The sequence below is a fragment of the uncultured Psychroserpens sp. genome (assembly GCF_947500255.1).
Taxonomy (GTDB): Bacteria; Bacteroidota; Bacteroidia; order Flavobacteriales; family Flavobacteriaceae; genus Psychroserpens.
Genome location: NZ_CANMRL010000002.1, coordinates 274272 through 292467, shown reverse-complemented (window position 1 = coordinate 292467; position 18196 = coordinate 274272). Strand labels below are relative to the sequence as shown.

At 34.1% G+C, this 18196-nt stretch carries 21 protein-coding genes; 4 read left to right on the top strand and 17 right to left on the bottom strand.

Annotated features, from left to right (window positions below):
- Positions 1–9: 9 nt before the first annotated feature.
- Both Q0783_RS08135 and purB read right to left on the bottom strand, forming a co-directional pair.
- Entirely contained in the window at positions 10–201 is a 192-nt protein-coding gene (locus Q0783_RS08135) for a hypothetical protein (protein WP_298758389.1), read from the bottom strand.
- Positions 202–211: 10 nt separating this feature from the next.
- A complete protein-coding gene (gene purB / locus Q0783_RS08130; RefSeq protein WP_298894405.1) occupies positions 212–1555 on the bottom strand; it encodes an adenylosuccinate lyase in 1344 nt (447 codons plus the stop codon).
- Between the two features lie 133 nt (positions 1556–1688).
- Between purB and Q0783_RS08125 the strand changes: the two genes are divergently transcribed.
- Positions 1689–2624: a DUF1028 domain-containing protein gene (locus Q0783_RS08125; protein WP_298894404.1), complete on the top strand. Its 936-nt coding sequence runs from the start codon at positions 1689–1691 to the stop codon at positions 2622–2624.
- Here the strand turns inward: Q0783_RS08125 and Q0783_RS08120 are convergent.
- Complete coding sequence (locus Q0783_RS08120; RefSeq protein ID WP_298894403.1) at positions 2621–3187, bottom strand: adenylosuccinate lyase; 567 nt, start codon at positions 3185–3187, stop codon at positions 2621–2623. The genes Q0783_RS08125 and Q0783_RS08120 overlap by 4 nt on opposite strands.
- Positions 3188–3235: 48 nt before the next feature.
- On the opposite strand from Q0783_RS08120, the gene Q0783_RS08115 reads away from it, so the two are divergent.
- Positions 3236–3709, top strand: coding sequence for a heme-binding domain-containing protein (locus tag Q0783_RS08115; protein WP_298894402.1), 474 nt, complete (start codon positions 3236–3238; stop codon positions 3707–3709).
- 11 nt (positions 3710–3720) lie between these two features.
- Complete coding sequence (locus Q0783_RS08110; protein ID WP_298894401.1) at positions 3721–4950, top strand: glycosyltransferase; 1230 nt, start codon at positions 3721–3723, stop codon at positions 4948–4950.
- 54 nt (positions 4951–5004) lie between these two features.
- Here the strand turns inward: Q0783_RS08110 and Q0783_RS08105 are convergent, their stop codons facing one another.
- From Q0783_RS08105 to gcvT, 6 genes are all read right to left on the bottom strand, one after another.
- Positions 5005–5727 carry a YebC/PmpR family DNA-binding transcriptional regulator gene (locus Q0783_RS08105; protein WP_230936318.1) on the bottom strand — a complete coding sequence of 241 codons (723 nt, stop codon included), beginning with the start codon at positions 5725–5727 and terminating at the stop codon, positions 5005–5007.
- 72 nt (positions 5728–5799) lie between these two features.
- Positions 5800–6834 carry a hypothetical protein gene (locus Q0783_RS08100; protein WP_298894400.1) on the bottom strand — a complete coding sequence of 345 codons (1035 nt, stop codon included), beginning with the start codon at positions 6832–6834 and terminating at the stop codon, positions 5800–5802.
- 2 nt (positions 6835–6836) lie between these two features.
- A complete protein-coding gene (locus Q0783_RS08095) occupies positions 6837–8894 on the bottom strand; it encodes a carboxy terminal-processing peptidase (protein WP_298894399.1) in 2058 nt (685 codons plus the stop codon).
- Between the two features lie 47 nt (positions 8895–8941).
- Positions 8942–9232 (bottom strand): 4a-hydroxytetrahydrobiopterin dehydratase, encoded by a 291-nt coding sequence (locus Q0783_RS08090; RefSeq protein WP_298894398.1) that lies wholly within the window; start codon positions 9230–9232, stop codon positions 8942–8944.
- Between the two features lie 115 nt (positions 9233–9347).
- The gene (locus Q0783_RS08085; RefSeq protein ID WP_298894397.1) at positions 9348–10181 is read right to left on the bottom strand and encodes a sugar nucleotide-binding protein; all 834 of its coding nucleotides are present in this window, start codon (positions 10179–10181) and stop codon (positions 9348–9350) included.
- 22 nt (positions 10182–10203) lie between these two features.
- On the bottom strand, positions 10204–11274 hold the full coding sequence (gene gcvT / locus Q0783_RS08080) for a glycine cleavage system aminomethyltransferase GcvT (protein WP_298894396.1): 1071 nt from the start codon (positions 11272–11274) through the stop codon (positions 10204–10206).
- A gap of 179 nt (positions 11275–11453) precedes the next feature.
- Here gcvT and Q0783_RS08075 point away from each other — a divergent pair, with 179 nt between their 5' ends.
- Positions 11454–12932 (top strand): aminopeptidase P N-terminal domain-containing protein, encoded by a 1479-nt coding sequence (locus Q0783_RS08075; RefSeq protein WP_298894395.1) that lies wholly within the window; start codon positions 11454–11456, stop codon positions 12930–12932.
- A gap of 6 nt (positions 12933–12938) precedes the next feature.
- Here Q0783_RS08075 and Q0783_RS08070 read toward each other — a convergent pair whose 3' ends face one another.
- From Q0783_RS08070 to Q0783_RS08035, 8 genes are all read right to left on the bottom strand, one after another.
- Positions 12939–13445, bottom strand: coding sequence for a cupin domain-containing protein (locus Q0783_RS08070; protein WP_298894394.1), 507 nt, complete (start codon positions 13443–13445; stop codon positions 12939–12941).
- A 47-nt stretch (positions 13446–13492) separates the two neighbouring features.
- On the bottom strand, positions 13493–13948 hold the full coding sequence (locus Q0783_RS08065) for an ester cyclase (RefSeq protein WP_298894393.1): 456 nt from the start codon (positions 13946–13948) through the stop codon (positions 13493–13495).
- Between the two features lie 323 nt (positions 13949–14271).
- Entirely contained in the window at positions 14272–15609 is a 1338-nt protein-coding gene (locus tag Q0783_RS08060) for a S41 family peptidase (protein WP_298894392.1), read from the bottom strand.
- A 4-nt stretch (positions 15610–15613) separates the two neighbouring features.
- On the bottom strand, positions 15614–16054 hold the full coding sequence (locus tag Q0783_RS08055; protein ID WP_298894391.1) for a MarR family transcriptional regulator: 441 nt from the start codon (positions 16052–16054) through the stop codon (positions 15614–15616).
- Positions 16055–16142: 88 nt separating this feature from the next.
- Complete coding sequence (locus Q0783_RS08050; RefSeq protein ID WP_298894390.1) at positions 16143–16742, bottom strand: DUF6624 domain-containing protein; 600 nt, start codon at positions 16740–16742, stop codon at positions 16143–16145.
- A 72-nt stretch (positions 16743–16814) separates the two neighbouring features.
- On the bottom strand, positions 16815–17339 hold the full coding sequence (locus Q0783_RS08045) for a GNAT family protein (RefSeq protein WP_298894389.1): 525 nt from the start codon (positions 17337–17339) through the stop codon (positions 16815–16817).
- A gap of 21 nt (positions 17340–17360) precedes the next feature.
- A complete protein-coding gene (locus Q0783_RS08040; protein ID WP_298894388.1) occupies positions 17361–17711 on the bottom strand; it encodes a VOC family protein in 351 nt (116 codons plus the stop codon).
- Between the two features lie 40 nt (positions 17712–17751).
- Positions 17752–18129 (bottom strand): DUF2200 domain-containing protein, encoded by a 378-nt coding sequence (locus tag Q0783_RS08035; RefSeq protein WP_298894387.1) that lies wholly within the window; start codon positions 18127–18129, stop codon positions 17752–17754.
- Between the last annotated feature and the right edge of the window lie 67 nt (positions 18130–18196).

The window sequence follows — 18196 nt, the reverse complement described above, 5'->3', positions numbered from 1 at the left end:
TAAGTCTGACTACTTAAGGTGGTTTTTGTTTTCAGAATCTTTTAAAATGATAATGGTTAAATGTACAGCCAGTAGTACAAAAGCTGCAAATAATATAGCTTTTACAATGAAGTAATCTAAAATATCTAAAATACCAGACACAAAGAAACCAGCGGCTATAAGTCCGGAGAATACAAGTGTTAATGTATTTCTATTTGGCATTTGTAGTAGGTTAAATCCCAGTATAGTTACTAGGATTGATAGCTTTTAATTCCGTTTTAATCGTTTCGGAAACCTCTAAGGTATCAATAAATTCTGAAATGGAACGTTCATTGATTATTTCATTAGTTCTAGTTAGGCCTTTTAAAGCTTCATACGGATTAGGATATGCCTCGCGACGTAAGATGGTTTGTATGGCTTCTGCTACCACAGCCCAGTTATTTTCCAAGTCTTGAGCAAACTTTGCTTCATTAAGTAACAACTTGTTTAAACCTTTTAAAGTTGATTTGAAAGCTATCAACGTATGACCAAAAGGAACTCCAACATTTCTAAGTACAGTACTATCTGTTAAATCACGTTGTAATCTTGAAATAGGAAGCTTAGCTGCTAAATGCTCAAAAATAGCATTAGCAATACCTAAGTTGCCTTCAGAGTTCTCAAAATCTATAGGATTTACCTTATGTGGCATAGCACTACTACCAACTTCACCTTTCTTTATTTTTTGCTTAAAGTAGTCCATAGATACATAAGTCCAAATATCGCGATTAAGATCGATAATTATGGTATTGATGCGTTTTAGTGCATCAAAAAGAGCTGCCATATGGTCGTAATGCTCAATTTGTGTTGTTGGAAACGAGTGTTGTAAACCCAACTTTTCTTGTACGAAGTTGGTACCAAAAGCTTTCCAATCTATATTTGGGTAAGCCACTTTATGCGCATTGAAGTTTCCAGTAGCACCACCAAATTTAGCAGCACTAGGGACATCGTTCAATAAATTAAACTGTTCTTCTAAACGAGTTACAAAAACTTGTATTTCTTTTCCCAGACGAGTTGGAGAAGCAGGTTGTCCATGAGTTCGAGCCAACATTGGAATGGCTTTCCATTCTTCAGCTAAGGTTTTTAATTTTTTTACAACCTCAAAATATTCTGGAACATACACATCGTTCATAGCATCTTTAATGCTTAACGGAATAGCAGTATTATTAATGTCTTGTGATGTCAATCCGAAATGTATAAACTCCTTATATGCAGATAAGTTGAGCTTGTCAAACTTCTCTTTGATAAAATATTCAACTGCTTTTACATCATGATTGGTAATGGCTTCAATATCTTTTATTGCTTGCGCATCTTCCGAAGAAAATACTTTATAAATAGCTCTTAAGTCTTCAAAAACCGAAGTGTCAATAGTCGCTAATTGTGGGAGTTTTGCCTCGCACAATGCAATAAAATACTCAATTTCTACCAAAACGCGATATTTGATGAGCGCTTCTTCAGAAAAATAAGGTGCAAGATTATTTACTTTATTTCTATATCGACCATCTATTGGTGAGATAGCATTGAGAGATGATATTGACATTGGTTGTGTGTTTAAGGCTGCAAAGATAGAAAAATCGAACGGTAAATTGAAGATAATTTGGTTATCTTAGAGCATAAAATTTATTGTTATGCATAAGCTGTTTTTAATACTTTTTGTTTTGAGTTTTCAAACCATGTTCTCACAAGTTTATAAAAAATCTGAACCCCTTACTCATACGTATTCGATTGTCGCAAGAGATTCTGTAACAGGAGATATTGGAGTTGCTGTACAATCCCACTGGTTTAGTGTTGGTTCTGTTGTTATTTATGGAAAAGCAGGTGTTGGTGTTGTTGCTACACAATCTTTGGTAAATCCAGCTTATGGACCAAAAGGTCTGGCTTTAATGGAAGATGGTATGAGTCCTGAGCAAGCCTTAATTGAACTGGTTAAAAACGATGAAGGTGAAATGTATCGTCAGGTTGCGTTTTTAAATACGAAAGGAGAAATGGCGACGCATACTGGTCATTTATGTATTGCCGAGGCTGGACATCGACAAGGCAATAACTTCTCAGTACAAGCCAATATGATGCTTAATAATACGGTTTGGGATGCCATGGCCAAAGCTTTTGAAACGACAAAAGGAACGTTAAGCGAACGCATTTTAGCTGCTCTTAAAGCCGCTGAAGGAGAAAAAGGAGACATTAGAGGAAAGCAATCTGCAGCCATCTTGATTGTTAAAGGAAAAGCCACTGGAAATTCTTGGGAAGATACCATTATGGATTTACGTGTAGAAGATCACGAGAATCCTATAGGAGAGTTAGAGCGATTGATGAAAATTCATAAAGCGTATGATTTTATGAATAAAGGTGATCTAGCTATGGAAGCTGGCGATTCTAAAAAAGCAGAGTCCTTGTATTTAAGTGCTCAAAAATTATTTCCTGATAACTTGGAAATGCAATATTGGTATGCGATTAACTTATTGAATAATAAAGAATACAAAAAAGCCCATCCCATTTTAAAATCTATTTTTGAGCAAGATGAGAATTGGCGAAAACTTACACCTAGATTAGTGAAAAGTAAATTACTAGTGATTTCTGAGGAGGAATTAAATATAGTGATAAAGCTCTAATTCTTTTTAACCTTCTTTAAAATATGCCTAGCTCTAGCTTTAAATCCTGAACTTTGCATTTGATAATCACGTTCTAATATCATGACTAGTTCTGGATGAATCCAATCTTCATCATGTCCTAACAAATAAAGCGTATTCATAGCATAAGCCTTTGGTGCAATTTTCTCATCGTTAATCATCCAATCAAAACAAGCTTCTATAATTTTCTCTTTGTGCTTCGGAAGTAAAGCCGATTTTATCTCGTTGTCATGTTTCGAATAGTAGGCAGTGACCAAGTATTCACAAACTTTGGCAACAGGACGTACAGCCGAATCTAGATGGACCTTATGTATGTTTTCGGTAAAACTATCTAAATAGGGAATACTAGCTTCTAGGTTTTCACCACACATAAATTCAAAGACCCAAGCCGCACGGCAAGATATTTTATCATCAACCATGAATAAGATATTCAATAACTTCGGAATTAGATCTGGATTACCTATCACCAAATTGGCATAATACAAGCGTTTGTCACGAGAGTGATTTACATAATTTAATTCTTGATAAAGTTCTTCGGTAGTCAAATTGATTTTCTTATTTTAATGCTTCTAAATTAGATAAAAATTAGACAGATGAAAATTATAAAAAAAATACTAGTTGGTTTACTTGTTGTATTAATAATTATGCAATTTTTTGGACCAGATAAAAATGAAGGGGATATGGCATCTATTGATGCATTTATTGCAGATACAAATCCGCCTAACGACGTACATGAGGTTTTAAAGAATGCTTGTTTTGACTGTCATAGTGATGTGACGCGATACCCTTGGTATAATAGTATTACTCCTGTAAATTATTGGATGGCAGATCATATAAAGCACGGAAAAGGACATTTTGATGTATCAGCTTGGGATTCGTATTCTGTAAAGAAGAAGGATCATAAAATGGATGAACTTATTGAGATGATTGAAGCCAAGGAAATGCCACTTCCTTCTTACACATGGACACATGGGGATGCTAAGCTTTCTGAAGAACAGATCAAAGCTATTATCGATTGGGGAACAGCTGTTAGAGCAAAATATAGTGCTCAAATACAACCTGAATAATTTTATTTCATTTGAAAAAAAAGTTGCTCATTATTGGTTTTGTATGGCCAGAACCAAAGAGTTCTGCTGCTGGAAGTAGAATGATGCAACTCATTTCGTTTTTTCAATCCCAAGACTATACGATTACTTTTGCTAGTGCATGCGCTAAAAGTGACAATGCATTTGATTTAGAATCGATTGGTGTGGATAGAGTTACTATAGAACTTAACCATTCCAGTTTTGACGATTTTATTTTAAAATTGAAGCCAGATGTTGTGCTATTTGATCGGTTTATGACCGAAGAACAATTTGGCTGGCGTGTTTCAGAGCATTGTCCGCAGGCTATTAAGCTGTTAGACACTGAAGATCTACATTTCTTAAGACGTGCGCGACAGCAAGCCTTTAAAGAGGCTACTGAAATGATAAGCATTCATTTACTTAACGAGACAGCAAAACGAGAAGTAGCGAGCATCTATCGTTGTGATTTAAGCTTGATTATTTCAAAAGCTGAAATGCAACTGCTTAAAACGACATTTAAAATAGATGAGACCCTTTTGTTGTATGTACCTTTTTTACTAGATGAAGTTTCAGAAGAACGAAAACAAGTGCTCCCAAATTTTGAATCTCGACAGCATTTTATATCTATTGGTAATTTTCTTCACGAGCCCAACTATGATGCATTACTGTATTTAAAGAAAACGATTTGGAATGGCATTAGAAAACAATTGCCTAATGCGCAATTACATAATTATGGTGCCTATGCTTCTCAAAAAGTGACACAGTTGCATAATGAAAAAGAAGGTTTTTTAATTAAAGGTTTTGTCAATGATGTTAATGAAGTTATGCAACAAGCAAAAGTACTCTTGGCACCAATTCGATTTGGAGCAGGACTAAAAGGGAAGCTGTTTGATGCTATGCAAAATGGAGCGTCATTTGTATCGACATCTGTTGGAGTTGAAGGAATTTTTGACAATACAACTCATGATTTTATTTGTGATTCTTCTGAAGATTTTATTCATCACGCGGTAAAGTTATATCAAAATGAAACCCTATGGAAGGCCCATCAGTCTTTGGGGTTTGAGATGTTAAGTTCTCAGTTTTCGAAAAGCGTATTTGAGTCTCAATTTGCTGAGTGTTTAGAATTAGTATCTAAAGGGTTAAGATCACATCGCGCGCAAAACTTTATCGGACAATTATTGCAACACCATACTATGCAAAGTACGAAGTTTATGAGTAAGTGGATAGAGGCGAAGAATTCGTGAATTTTAGCATAAAAAAACCCGAAACAAGTTCGGGTCATTATGTTTTATTTATTTCTAGTCATCAGTAGACTCTTCCATTGTATGGTAGACGTTTTGTACATCATCATCTTCTTCAATTTTTTCTAAAAGTTTTTCAACATCAGCAGCTTGTTCAGGTGTTAGTTTTTTCGTTACCTGCGGAATACGCTCAAAACCAGAGGACAAGATTTCGATATCTCTCGATTCTAATTCGGCTTGAATAGCTCCAAAGCTTTCAAAAGGTGCATAGATCAATATACCATCGTCATCTGCAAACACTTCTTCGGCACCATAATCGATAAATTCGAGTTCGATTTCTTCTGGATCTAGACCTTCTGCATTAATTCTAAAATTACAGGTATGATCAAACATAAATACCACAGAGCCCGAGGTACCCAAACTACCATCACATTTATTGAAATAACTACGAACGTTTGCAACAGTACGTGTATTATTATCGGTTGCTGTTTCAACTAAAATAGCAATACCATGGGGCGCATACCCTTCAAAAACGACTTCTTTATATTCGCCTTGACTTTTATCGGACGCACGCTTTATGGCGCGTTCAATATTATCTTTAGGCATGTTTACAGCTTTCGCATTTTGAATTACAGCACGTAAACGGGAATTGGAATCGGGATCAGGTCCTCCTTCTTTTACAGCCATTACAATGTCTTTACCAATACGAGTAAAGGCTTTGCTCATTGCAGACCATCGTTTCATTTTCCTTGCTTTACGAAATTCAAAAGCTCTTCCCATTATTATGTTGTTTTAAAAAAATTATTGAAGTCCAAAATTATCGAAATTATATCGATTTGACAATACCAGATATTAGTCTTTGGGAATATGCTTAGATAAAAAGTTGGCATTCGTCGCATACAAATCATTAATTATTTTTTGACGTTGCTCATTTAAATTGGTATTCACTTTATTGTAGTGATCTGCAGCCTTATTGATGTCTTTTACTTTTTTATTGTAATTGTCAATTTGCACCTGAGTTCTAGTATGCTCTGGTGTTTGATCTAGCAAGACTTTAATTCTTTCGAAGTCTTCATTTAAAATTAAGAACTCTGTTATTACTGGAACTTGATGTTTGCTTTCATCAATAAAAAATTCAAATACCTTTTGTGTAGCCAAAAGAATGGAGTTATCGTTTTTGTAGCTATGTATTGTCTTTAAGATATCTAGACCTTCTTTTGCTGCCATGTTTAGCGCATTTGCATTCTGTTGAATAGCGCTTACATCATTGACTTTAACTGCTTCCCACAGATATACTTCGTTGATGTATACTTTGAAATATATAAGATACAAATCATTGTAGTGCGTAAAAACGTCATTAGATATGTCGATTTTTTTACCAAGATCAGACTCGTTTTCGATAATCTCAATACGATGTTTAGTAGCATAATCATGAAAGTTACGTTCATAGTTTTTCTGCGATTCTTCCATTTTTTTGTTGGCAAACTCTTGTGCCAAAATGTAGGCTTCCATTAGATCGTATGATTGCTCGGCAACAGCTTTCATATCAATAATTTTTGCGTAGTCTTGATTAAGTAAATTTTTATTAAAATTCAGATGTTCTAAGACTTGGTTTTTGTAACTATCGCCATCATAACTCTTCGCTTTTTTAATTCTTAGAATAGCTCTATCAATTGATTTTATAAGGTTTTTCCTTTTGTTATTAATGCTTCTGTCGTTTTTATTATGTGCCACAGCTTTTGTGTAGCGCCACATACTTTGGGTGATTGTTTTTTGTTCTTTGGCAACAAACTCTAAATAGTCTGAAGCGTTTTTAAAGTTTTGAGCAGAGACAGTTGTAATAACCAATAACAATATAATTGTTAGTTTTAGGGAGAGGGATTTCATGGTTAGTTTAGAGGGTTTAAATCAAGTAAATCTTGAAGTATAGCATGGGCTTCTTCAATATAAATATCTTGTTTAATATCTTTTATAATTGATTCATTTATTGCTTTTTGAGTATCGGTATAATTTACTAATTCTTTGGTGAATTTCGAATTTTTAACTGTAAAATCAGAGTCGTTTGCATCGATAGGTTTATTGATAATTTCCCATTGTGTACGATAATTTGTCATTTCTCTGTGTACATTCTCAAGAGTAAGGAGATATTCAGTATCTAAATTAAAATAGTTGTCAATAATTAGCTTATTAAGGTCTTTAACAGATTTAAAAGGAGCATCATTGGCAACCCTCAAGAGACTCTTTTTTCTTAGTTCCTCAATAGGGAGTGGTTTTAATTTCGAGAATTTTTTTACTGCGGCAATAGAATCATTTTGAAGCGCAAAAGCTTCATATTGCTCTTGAGTTCCAAAACCGTCATAGATGCTTGGTAGAATAATATCTGGAATGACACCAACAGACTGATGGCTTTTACCAGTAACTCGATAAAATTTTTCTACAGTTAGCTTAGAATAGCCTAAAGACTCATCATTTCCTAATGGTAAAATTGATTGAGCCGAGGCCTTTCCATGTGTCGTAGCTCCAACGATGATGGCTCTGTTATAATCTTGCATTGTTGCTGCAAAAAACTCTGAAGCAGAAGCACTATAATTGTTCACCAAGATGATAATTGGTTTTGTGAACAAAGAGCCACGATTAATATCTCTAATGGTATAGGTTTCACCATTGTTATATTTTAAAATAGAAATAGGGCCTCTATTAATAAACATTCCCGAGAGATCAGCAGCTTCTTTCATAGAACCACCTCCATTAAACCTAAGGTCTATGATTAGGCCTTCAATTTTATCTTTTTGAAGTTTGTACAACTCTTTGGCAACATCATTGGCAAGTCCTAAACCGTTAGGTGATTCAAAATCGGAATAGAAACTCGGAATATTGATGTAGCCCAATTTTGATGTGCTTTCAATAATGAAACCGTCTACTGTGTTTTCTTCAATTTTGGTTTCTGTTTTTGTGAGTTCAACATCTTTTACAATTCCATTTTGTTTTTTGATTTTAAATGTAGCCGTATGATGATCTTCATGACTTGTAAACGCCAGAACATCTTCGTTTGAAATACAGTATGTCTCTAGAGTTTTTGTATCAGATTTAATTGATTTGATAATATCGTTAACTTCAAAACTCCCATTGTTAAAAGCGGCACTTCCTGGTGTGATGTGCGCGATAATAATATCTCCATTGTCATTCTTAGCAGTAATTATTCCAAAAGATAATTGATTACTTGACAAAGAGTTTTCATAGATATCTTTTTCGGTAGGTGTAAAAAATAACGAATTGGGGTCATGATATTGAAGGTAGGCATTTAAAAATGCTTCTTTGACAAAATTATCGACGTTGCCTAACCTGTTTTTTAATTCTTCAAGTTGACAGATTTCTTTTTGAATGAATTTGGACTTAAACTCGGATTCAAAAGTTTTGAAGTTGCTCTGAAGGTGTTCTAAAACCGAATCATTTTCTACCAATGCGTAGAGAATGTTATAGCGCATTCGCTTACTCCAATATTTTTGTATGGCCAAATCATTTTTAAAATACTTATAGGTGGCTTCGGATTTAAATCGTAGTGTATCTTTACCAGAATAATCGAAGACTTCATTTTCTAAAGCGCGAATAACCTGTTTTGAGTTTTCAATACGTTGGGTTAAGATGGTCACGTATTTATCAATGAAACCACATGTGCTATTGTTAATATAATCGTCTAGGTTGTAACGATCTTCTTCAAAGGTGTTTACATCATTGTAAGTGAATAAACGTTTGTCTTCGTCCAAACTGTGGAGAAATAAATCAAACACATTAGCCGATAAACTATCATTTATTACTTTAGGAGCATAATGATTGTTTTTAACTACGTTTTTCAATGCTTGTAATTGATCGCAAAACAGGTTTTTATCTTGGCTAAAACCAAAACAGCAAACGAGCAAGATTAAAAATGTAGATATATGTTTATGCATAAACCGTGTTTTGACAGGAAAAAATGAATCAAAAACCGAACCAAATATTACTCTTGGACTTCAACAATAGCTTCGATAGCTTCAGCTAATTTGAAATCTTTTTCGGTAACACCATTTTCGTCATGAGTTGATAACGAGATTTTTAGAACATTATAGACATTTGTCCATTCAGGATGATGGTTTTGAATTTCACACTCAAATGCTATTCTGCTCATTGCACTAAAACAATCTTTGAAATTATCAAACTCAAATTCGGCATATAATGCATTATTTCTGTGTTCCCAATCAGGAAAACGAAGTAATCTTTTTTCAATATTCTCATCTTTCATCAAACTCATAGTGTAGATTATTTAATTAAAGGTACTATAATTTGATCTAAAATAAGAGGAATAAGCGGTAGAAGCTATAAAAAAAGACGAAGCGAATACTTTTTACTTTAAACTGTAATTTTTATTACTTTAATAGCTCTTTTAAAACCTCAGAGCTAGTAATTTCTAGGTGTTTTGGCAGTTTATTGAATTTAGGTAAAACAGCGAGATAACGATCTTCATTTGTGGTATAAACATGCTTGTAGATAACTCCATTTTTAGAAGATAATTGGTTGATAATGTCTTTAATATATTCGTCATGATGCACAAGATCTGTACTTCCTAAGTGAAAAACACCATACTTATTTCGGTTGATTATATAATGAATTTGTTGTGTTACTTTGGAGTCTGTTGTTACGTTCATAATGATGTTTGGAAAAATCTCAATAGCAGTTTTTTCTTGTAAGTGCTGTTTTAACTCCTTTAATCTAGGCGATTGAGAACCAAGTACCATTGGTAGTCTAACGATAGCTACTTTTTTCTTTGGTAGCCGTAAAAGCATATTTTCTATCTTTATTTTAAAGTGACCATAAATACTATCACTTAGGGTCTTATCAAGTTCGTAGCTGGGATACTTACTGTAGGCATCAAAGACATTAGCAGACGATAAGAAGATAATTCTACAATCGTTATCTCTAAGATATTCTGTCATATGCTGATGCGCAATAGTTTGTGCTCTAAAATCGCCACGTAGGCAAGATATTATAATGGAAGGTTTTGTAGCCTCTAAGATCTCATAAACATCATCTTCTTCGACATTATATGGAAAGAAATGATGATTATCTTCGTACATTTTCTTTGGGACACGATAGGTTCCAAAAGTTTTAAAATACGCACATAGTTCTTTATAGATAGCATTACCTATAAAGCCACTAGCACCTAAAACTAAAATACGATGTTTACTCTCAAATTCCTTCATTAATCCCTCTTCAATATATAAACTATCCTTTATAAAAAGGTAACTTTACTACAGTAGCTGGTACTGCGTTTTTACGAATTTGTATATTGATTTTACTACCAATTTTGGTGAAGATTGTTGGTACATAACCCAAGCCTATACCTTTTCCTAAGCTAGGAGACATGGTGCCAGATGTTACATTCCCTATAGTTTTACCACTTGAGTCAACAATGTCATAACCTTGACGCGGAATACCACGTTCGTCTAATTCGAAAGCCACTAACTTACGTTCTGCTCCACGACGCTTTTCATCTTCTAAAGCCTCAGAGTTAGTAAATTCTTTGGTGAATTTTGTGATCCATCCTAATCCAGCTTCAATAGGTGATGTTGTGTCGTCGATATCATTTCCGTAAAGACAATATCCCATTTCCAAACGCAGCGTGTCACGAGCGGCTAATCCTATTGGTTTTGCGCCAGCCGCAACCACTTTATCCCAGATTTGCTTTACCTCACTATTCTTACAGTAAATTTCAAATCCGCCACTTCCAGTATAACCAGTTGCAGAAATAATCACGTGCTCAATACCTGCAAAATCACCAACAACAAAGTTATAGAATTTAATTTCTGAAAGATCATGACTTGATAAACTCTGCATCGCTTCAACAGCCTTTGGACCTTGAATAGCAAGTAATGAATATGCTTCACTTAAGTCTCGCATTTCGGCACCAACATCATTCTTTGCTGAGATCCAATTCCAGTCCTTCTCAATATTACTTGCATTAACGACTAGTAAATAGGTTTCTTCTTTTACTCGGTAGACAATTAAATCGTCAACAATACCTCCATCATCATTTGGTAAGCAACTATATTGTGCCTTTCCAACTGTTAACTTAGATGCATCGTTGCTACACACTTTCTGAATTAAAGCCAATGCGTTAGGTCCTTCGATTAAAAATTCACCCATATGAGAGACATCAAATACGCCAACTCCAGTTCTTACGGCTTCGTGTTCTACATTTACTCCGTCGTATTGAACAGGCATATTATATCCTGCAAAAGGAACCATTTTAGCACCAAGAGCTTCGTGAGTTTCAGTTAAGGCTGTGTTTTTCATTTTTCAGCAATGATTAGTCGTTAGTGTTCTTTTTTTGTACAGGCAAATGTATCGAAAAATATCTGTTTCTTAAGTTTAGATTCCGAAGAAAATAGCATTAAAAATATGTTAATATTAAAGTCTTTTCTTCTGAAGAAGTGAATAATTATTAATTTTCAGAAACATTAAACATCATCATTATGAAAGCTCAATTTGCATTTGTTTTATCATTTCTTGCCTGTCTGATGACATTTGCACAGGATGGATTGCCAGAAGATTACCTTAGTAAAGAATTTCATAAAGGTAGGAGAGAGGCGTTGCGAAAAAACATGCCAGCCAATAGCGTGGCCGTATTTTTTTCAAATCCAGTTCGTAATCGAGCCAATGATGTAGAGTATATATATCATCAAGATCCTAATTTTTATTATCTCACAGGATACAAAGAGCCTCATGCTGTTTTAGTCATTTTTTCTGATAATCAAACAGATGTTAATGGAAACACTTACAACGAGAGATTGTATGTACAAGAACGTAATGCTAGAGCAGAGCAGTGGACAGGACGTCGATTGGGTGTTGAAGGTGCTATAGAAAAATTGGGTTTTGAAAATGTCTTTGTTGGACGTGATTTTTTAAATTCTGGTATTGATTTTACGACTTTTGATACTGTTATGTATTTCAGTTTTAAAGACGATTATAGGGATACACGAAATAGTGCCGATTTGTATGATTTGATACAATCGTTTAAATCGCAAATTAAACTTATAAATAACTATAAAATAGAAAATAAAACAGATGACATTGAAGTCGATGCAAATGCTAAAATTGAGGCTGAAAGTGTAAAGAGAGACACAAGGACCTTATCGCGATTAATGGCTGGATTACGTGAGGTTAAAACACCTGAAGAAATGGTGTTGCTAAAAAAAGCAGTTCGTATTTCGGCTATGGGACAACGAGAGATTATGAAAGCGATGCATCCTGGAATGTCTGAAACGGAAGTGCAAGGTGTACACGAATATATCTATAAAAAATATGGTAGCGAATATGAAGGCTATCCTAGTATCGTGGGTGCAGGAAATAATGGATGCGTTCTACATTACATCGAAAATAACAAAATGAAAGTGGAAAATGATCTTGTGCTTATGGACTTAGGTGCAGAATATCATGGCTATACAGCAGATGTTACCAGAACGATACCTGCCAACGGAAAATTTAGTAAAGAACAGAAACTTATCTATGATATCGTTTATGAAGCACAAGAAGCAGGAATTGCTGCGACTGTTATTGGGAATTATATGCAATCTCCCGATGCAGCAGCTAGACAAGTTGTTTATAAAGGGTTGATTGATTTAGGAATCGCTAAGGATGAAACCGACGCGCGACAGTATTTTCCTCATGGGACTTCACACCATATTGGTTTGGATGTGCATGACCCAGGTCTTTATGGCATGCTTGAAGCTAATATGGTTATTACAGTAGAGCCTGGAATTTATATTCCTGATGGAAGTGATTGTGATCCAAAATGGTATGGCATTGCTGTTCGAATTGAGGATGATATTTTAATTACTGAAAATGGACCTGTTAATCTTTCTGCTGAAGCGCCAAGAACGTCTCGCGACATCGAGAAGTTGATGAAAGAAAAAAGTGTCTTGGGGCAATTGAAATTACCTAAGTTGGATTGATGTCGTTTAATGATGTGTTAGTCGAGTGATAATAGTTTCCTTATCTGGAAATAGAGCTATCAGCTCCGTTCTGGATTTAAGTTCAAAATCTTCAAAACTAAAACCAGGGGATACAGTGCAACCAACTAATGAATAGGCGTTTTTGTCTATAACTTCTGCTGCAAACCAGCAACCACCAGGAACAATATATTGAGGGACTTCGCCTTTATTTAGGTCGTTGCCAATAAGGTGTTCTGTATGTATTCCCGATTCGGAAATGACATGTAAACGAATAGGAGAACCATCATAAAAATGCCAAATCTCATCTTGTTTAATTCTATGTAATGCCGAAAAATTATCAGAAGTGAGAAGAAAGTAAATGCAGGTTGAATAATTACGTTGTCCTATATAATTGTCTCCTAAACTATCATTTTTAATTTCACCAGAACTTCTATAAGTTTCTTTAAAATAACCGCCTTCAGGATGTGGCTGTAACTCTAGTTGTTTTATTATTTGTTCAATCTTGTTGTTCATGTGTCGTATAGTAAATGTAAATGTTTTAATTATTGAATCTGTGATGGTTATACAAAATCCTGATCTTTTTGTTTTGATGTGAGATCTTGATAGAGTTCGTATGCACTTCGTTCTACCCAACATTCTGAAAGACGGTTATCTCTAATTGTCCAAATAGCAATGCCTGTAAATGAAATAAAGCGTTTATCAGGTTCAAGTCCGAAAAGGCCATTATTTCTGCCAGAACATACCCATCGTGATACAACACTGTCTTTCTCTTCATTGTAAAACAAAGTGACGTTTTCAGTTTTTGCATCTAGGAGTTGTTTTTGAAATTCTCCAACCCAGGATTTGAAGAGTTCACGTCCTTTTACCATTTTTCCAGCTGTTGTAATACAGTAATCTTCAGTCATTAATTCATCAATAGCATCTAGGTCATGAGGATGATGCCATACGCGTTCAAAAAAATCTAATACCAATGTTTTGGGAGTGTTTTTTGTTGTATCTCGAGGAGGTGTTTTCATAAGTTGTTTGTCTTGTTCTTCAATTAGAGACACTTGTTAATGGTGTTATCATGTATTACTTTTTTATTTCATACGTTACACACTTTGCAATGAGTTAAACTGTCCATTAGATTAAGATCCAGTAGTTTGTTTATATCTTTTATGCCTACTAAGATAGCAAATCATAAGCAACCTAATTCTAATCGTTGGGGTTTTATAATATAAAATTGAAGATGTTAATGGATACGAATAATTCTGCTGCTATGCATAGATCTTTAACATAAAAAAGGGATCACATAAAGTGACCCCCTTTTAGGGTTATTAGTAAGTCAAATGAAGAAAAGTTAATCGTTCTGTTTTATATTTTTATCTGTGCGACCATTGTCATATAAGCCTTGCAGAGCAGTTGTAGTACCTCCTTCGCTCAAAAAGCGTATTCTAAAGCTATCGAGACCGTTTAGCATAAACTCATTCTCAGTATAAGGAATCAATTCATATTTTGTTCCTTTTCCTCTCTGGTAGAATAATTTACCAGTATCGAAGGTTACAACTCTTGGGCCATAAACTCCAGCATAGGCTTTTAAAGTTTTGGCGTCTAAAGTTATCGGATTGGTCTTTAAACGTAATTCTGCAAGTGGCCATTCATAGAAAGCCTGTAGACCTTTGTCTTTGTTATTTTTCATGAGCGTTTCCAAAGCATTCTTATAAGCAATATCCAAGGCATCTGCAGCAGGTGTCTCAATATGCGGACTAACACCAGTGCCTTCCCAATTGGTATTGGTAATAGGGTTAATAGCTCTACCAGTTGGCACCCAGACCATAAATCGATCTGTTGCTACAACCGAACCGCCTGGATGTGCTCCACCACCAGTAGTTTGACCAACAAGTGTTGCACGTTCTAAATGCTTTAAATTATAGCTAAACTCTTCAGCTGCAGAAAATGTGCTACCACTGGTTAATACATAAACTGGAGTATCAGGACTGCGTTTTCCACTTACATGTGGTAAAGTCCAAGTTTGAGAATTTTGGTCTCTCGGACGCCAATAGAAATTATTTAAATGCACAGGAGCGCTTTCAAAGAGATAGCTTGTTATGAGTTGAATCATTGCTGGACTTCCGCCTCCGTTATTTCTGAGGTCAATAATAATAGCATCGGTATTACTTAAAAAATTCATAGCAGACACAGCAGTTTCTCCAGCGTATTCTACATTAGAAAAGCTTCGAAGATCTAAATAGCCAATATTACCAGCCATAATTTTTACCTCCTTAAAGCCAAAATTATTACGTTTCAGGTTGCTGATATAACGATTTAAAAAAGCGATGCTATCTTCGGCAGTAACCGTTTGTTGTCGTTCGGTTATTTGCTCTGGAGCAAAAGAAACTCTTAAATGTTTATCCTTACTAATTGCTTGAAGATCTTTTGTTAAAGTAGAGGCAAATTCTTGAGGGTCTTGGATGGATTTGTAGTTTCCGTTTTTAAGTTTTGATTCGATATGTGTGGCCATTTTCATGGCCACATCTGGAAAGATATAATTATTGTTTAATTTACTACTTATAGAATCGACAACTGTTTGCTGTTCTTTAAGTGTTAATGGTTCTGTTCTTTGCTGTGCGCGCATTGGTGAGGCGAGTAGCATTAAACCTATAATTGTGATTAAGGTAAGTTTGATTGTGATTTTCATAATATCATGTTTTTGCACAATTGGTTCTTATTTTATTAAGAATGATTTCCAATTGATTGAGTTCGTTTTTTGTGATTCCTTTTAATGATGAATTTCTATTTTGATGAATGATTGGAGGTAGGGTTTTCAAGACGTCCTTCCCTTTATCGGTAATTTCAATTATATAACGCCTTCTGTCTTTTGAGTTTATAGAGCGTTTTAAGTGTTTCTTCTCAACCATTGTATTGATCATTCGCGTCATAGATGCATTGTCTTTAAAGACCAATTCGGCAATTTCTTTTTGTGTTAGTTCTGGGTGTTCATTTAGAAAGAGAAGTACCATGCCTTGGTCGATGGTCATGTCTTTTATTTTTTCTGAAATGTTTTTCTGTGCAAATTTTCGATAGTCTTTAATAGTACTTTCGATGGCATGAAATATGGTTTCAGATGGAAGAGATAGGTTCATTTGAAATTTATTTGATACAAATATAATTGATATATCAATTATATGTAAAAAAATTAACTTTTAATTTAGATTGATCTAAAGCCATACATTACTGTATCCAGCCCACTGTTTTTTTCCAATGTTCAATTTCTTGTTTCCTCTTTTCAAAATCGGCTGGAGCAGATTCGTTTTCATTTTTAGCTTGTGCTCTCATGATTTGTATCTGTTCATCAAGTGTGTTAAGTCCTAATTCTTTTCGTCTTTGGTTTACCTTGCTCAAACTATCAAAAGGGTATGGGCTTAATTCTCCATTTTTATCCCAATCAAATTGAGTTCCATAATGTTGAGGTTTGTCTTCAAATACTGCTATTCGGTCAGTTAGATAAGCTAAACTTATTTGGGATGCTTTTTTCTCGTTAACTGCTTTTTCCAATAGAATTTGACATTTCTTCATAAATTCTGGTTGTTCTATTGAATGTTGTATGATAAGCCAAGTTGCTTCATTTGCCTCTTTTCCTACCTTATCAATTGTAGGATATCCAATCATGTCTATGATCTCATCTAGTGTTTTCGCATTTTGGTTATGTAATGTCTTCATTTCTTCGTTGTAACCTTTTCCCAATTGTCCATTTTGAATAAGTTTGTTTCGAAGCGTTAAATCTGCATTTTTCAGATCAATTATTCGTTTAGCGATGTCTTTATAATTCATTTTTAATTTACATTGTTTAATAGTACTGCAAGATGTTTAAATATGCACAGACAGTAATCACTCTAAGTTTTACTATTTAATATAGTTGTTCTTGAAAATCATCATCATTTTATGGTCGTAATATACGTTCTCGATTTTTAAAAAATTCTTATGTAATCCAAACATTTCAAAGCCTATATTTTTGTATAGTTTTTCGGCTTTTTCATTTATCGCTATTACACCTATTTCAACTTGTTCGATACCATCAATTTTAAACGCCTCATCTAAGGTATATTTTATAAGATCTGTACCAATGTTTTTGCCTTGAAACTTAGGGTTTACGTATACTTGAATTATACTACCTGCATGATTTACTTTTTTTCTTTCATGCCTTTTAAATCCTGAAATACCAATAAGGCTATTGTTGTGAAAAGCTCCAATCACGAAATTATTTTTATGTGATTGTTCAATATACGGTTGAAAGAATAGTTTCTCCTTTGTTTTTTCATCTTGATAATTCGTAGTAAAATATTCTGGATAATGTTTCAAACATTGAAGTCGAATTTCCCTGTAAGATTTAGATTCGCTTGGAAGAAGCTTTCGAATTTGAATGTACATGATACTTATTAGTAATGTCTTTCAACTATTTTGCCCAAAAGTGAGTAAGTTACTATCTGGATCTAATAAAGAAAATTCCTTTTGTCCCCAAGGTCTTATTCCTAAATGTCCGTTCGGGTGAATTTTAGTTTTATTATCAAGCATAGACTTGTACAAAGCATCGATATCGTTAGTTCTAATATATACTTGTCCGTAATTTTCTTTAGAGTCCAATTCTTTAAATTCAAAGAAATGAATTTCTATTTTATCTTTTTTAACCATTAAATACCCATCATAATCACCTATTTCTTGAAAACCTAATTGGTTTATGTAATACTGCCTTGTAATCGATTTATCACGCATTGGTAACTTCGGATGTATTTCTGTTAACATACTTTCATTTTTAATTTTGTAAAATCATTAGTACTAGTTTTTATTTCTTTTCTTGTCGTAAAATTTTCTCCATTTTACGACCTCTTGCCAATTCATCAATCAGCTTTTCCATTTGCCTACATTTTTTATACACTTCAAATTCATCCTCTATTTCTTCAATTCGATAACCGCAAACCACGCCTTTAATTAGATGAGCGTTAGGATGTAAGTTAGCCTTCTGAAAAAACGTTTCAAATGTCACTTTATCATCAATAAGTTCCTGCAATTTATCTTCGTTAAATCCGGTTAACCATTCTAAGACTTGGTTTAGTTCTTCCTTGGTTCTTCCATTTTTCTCTAACCTATTTAGGTAAAGCGGATAAATAGATGCAAATATCATTTTTGCAACTTTTTCATTTTTTTCAGCGGTAACTTTCATTTATATACTTTTTTAGTTTTTATGATTTAATTTTATAACACTAGTTGTATTATTAAGCTGTTCATAC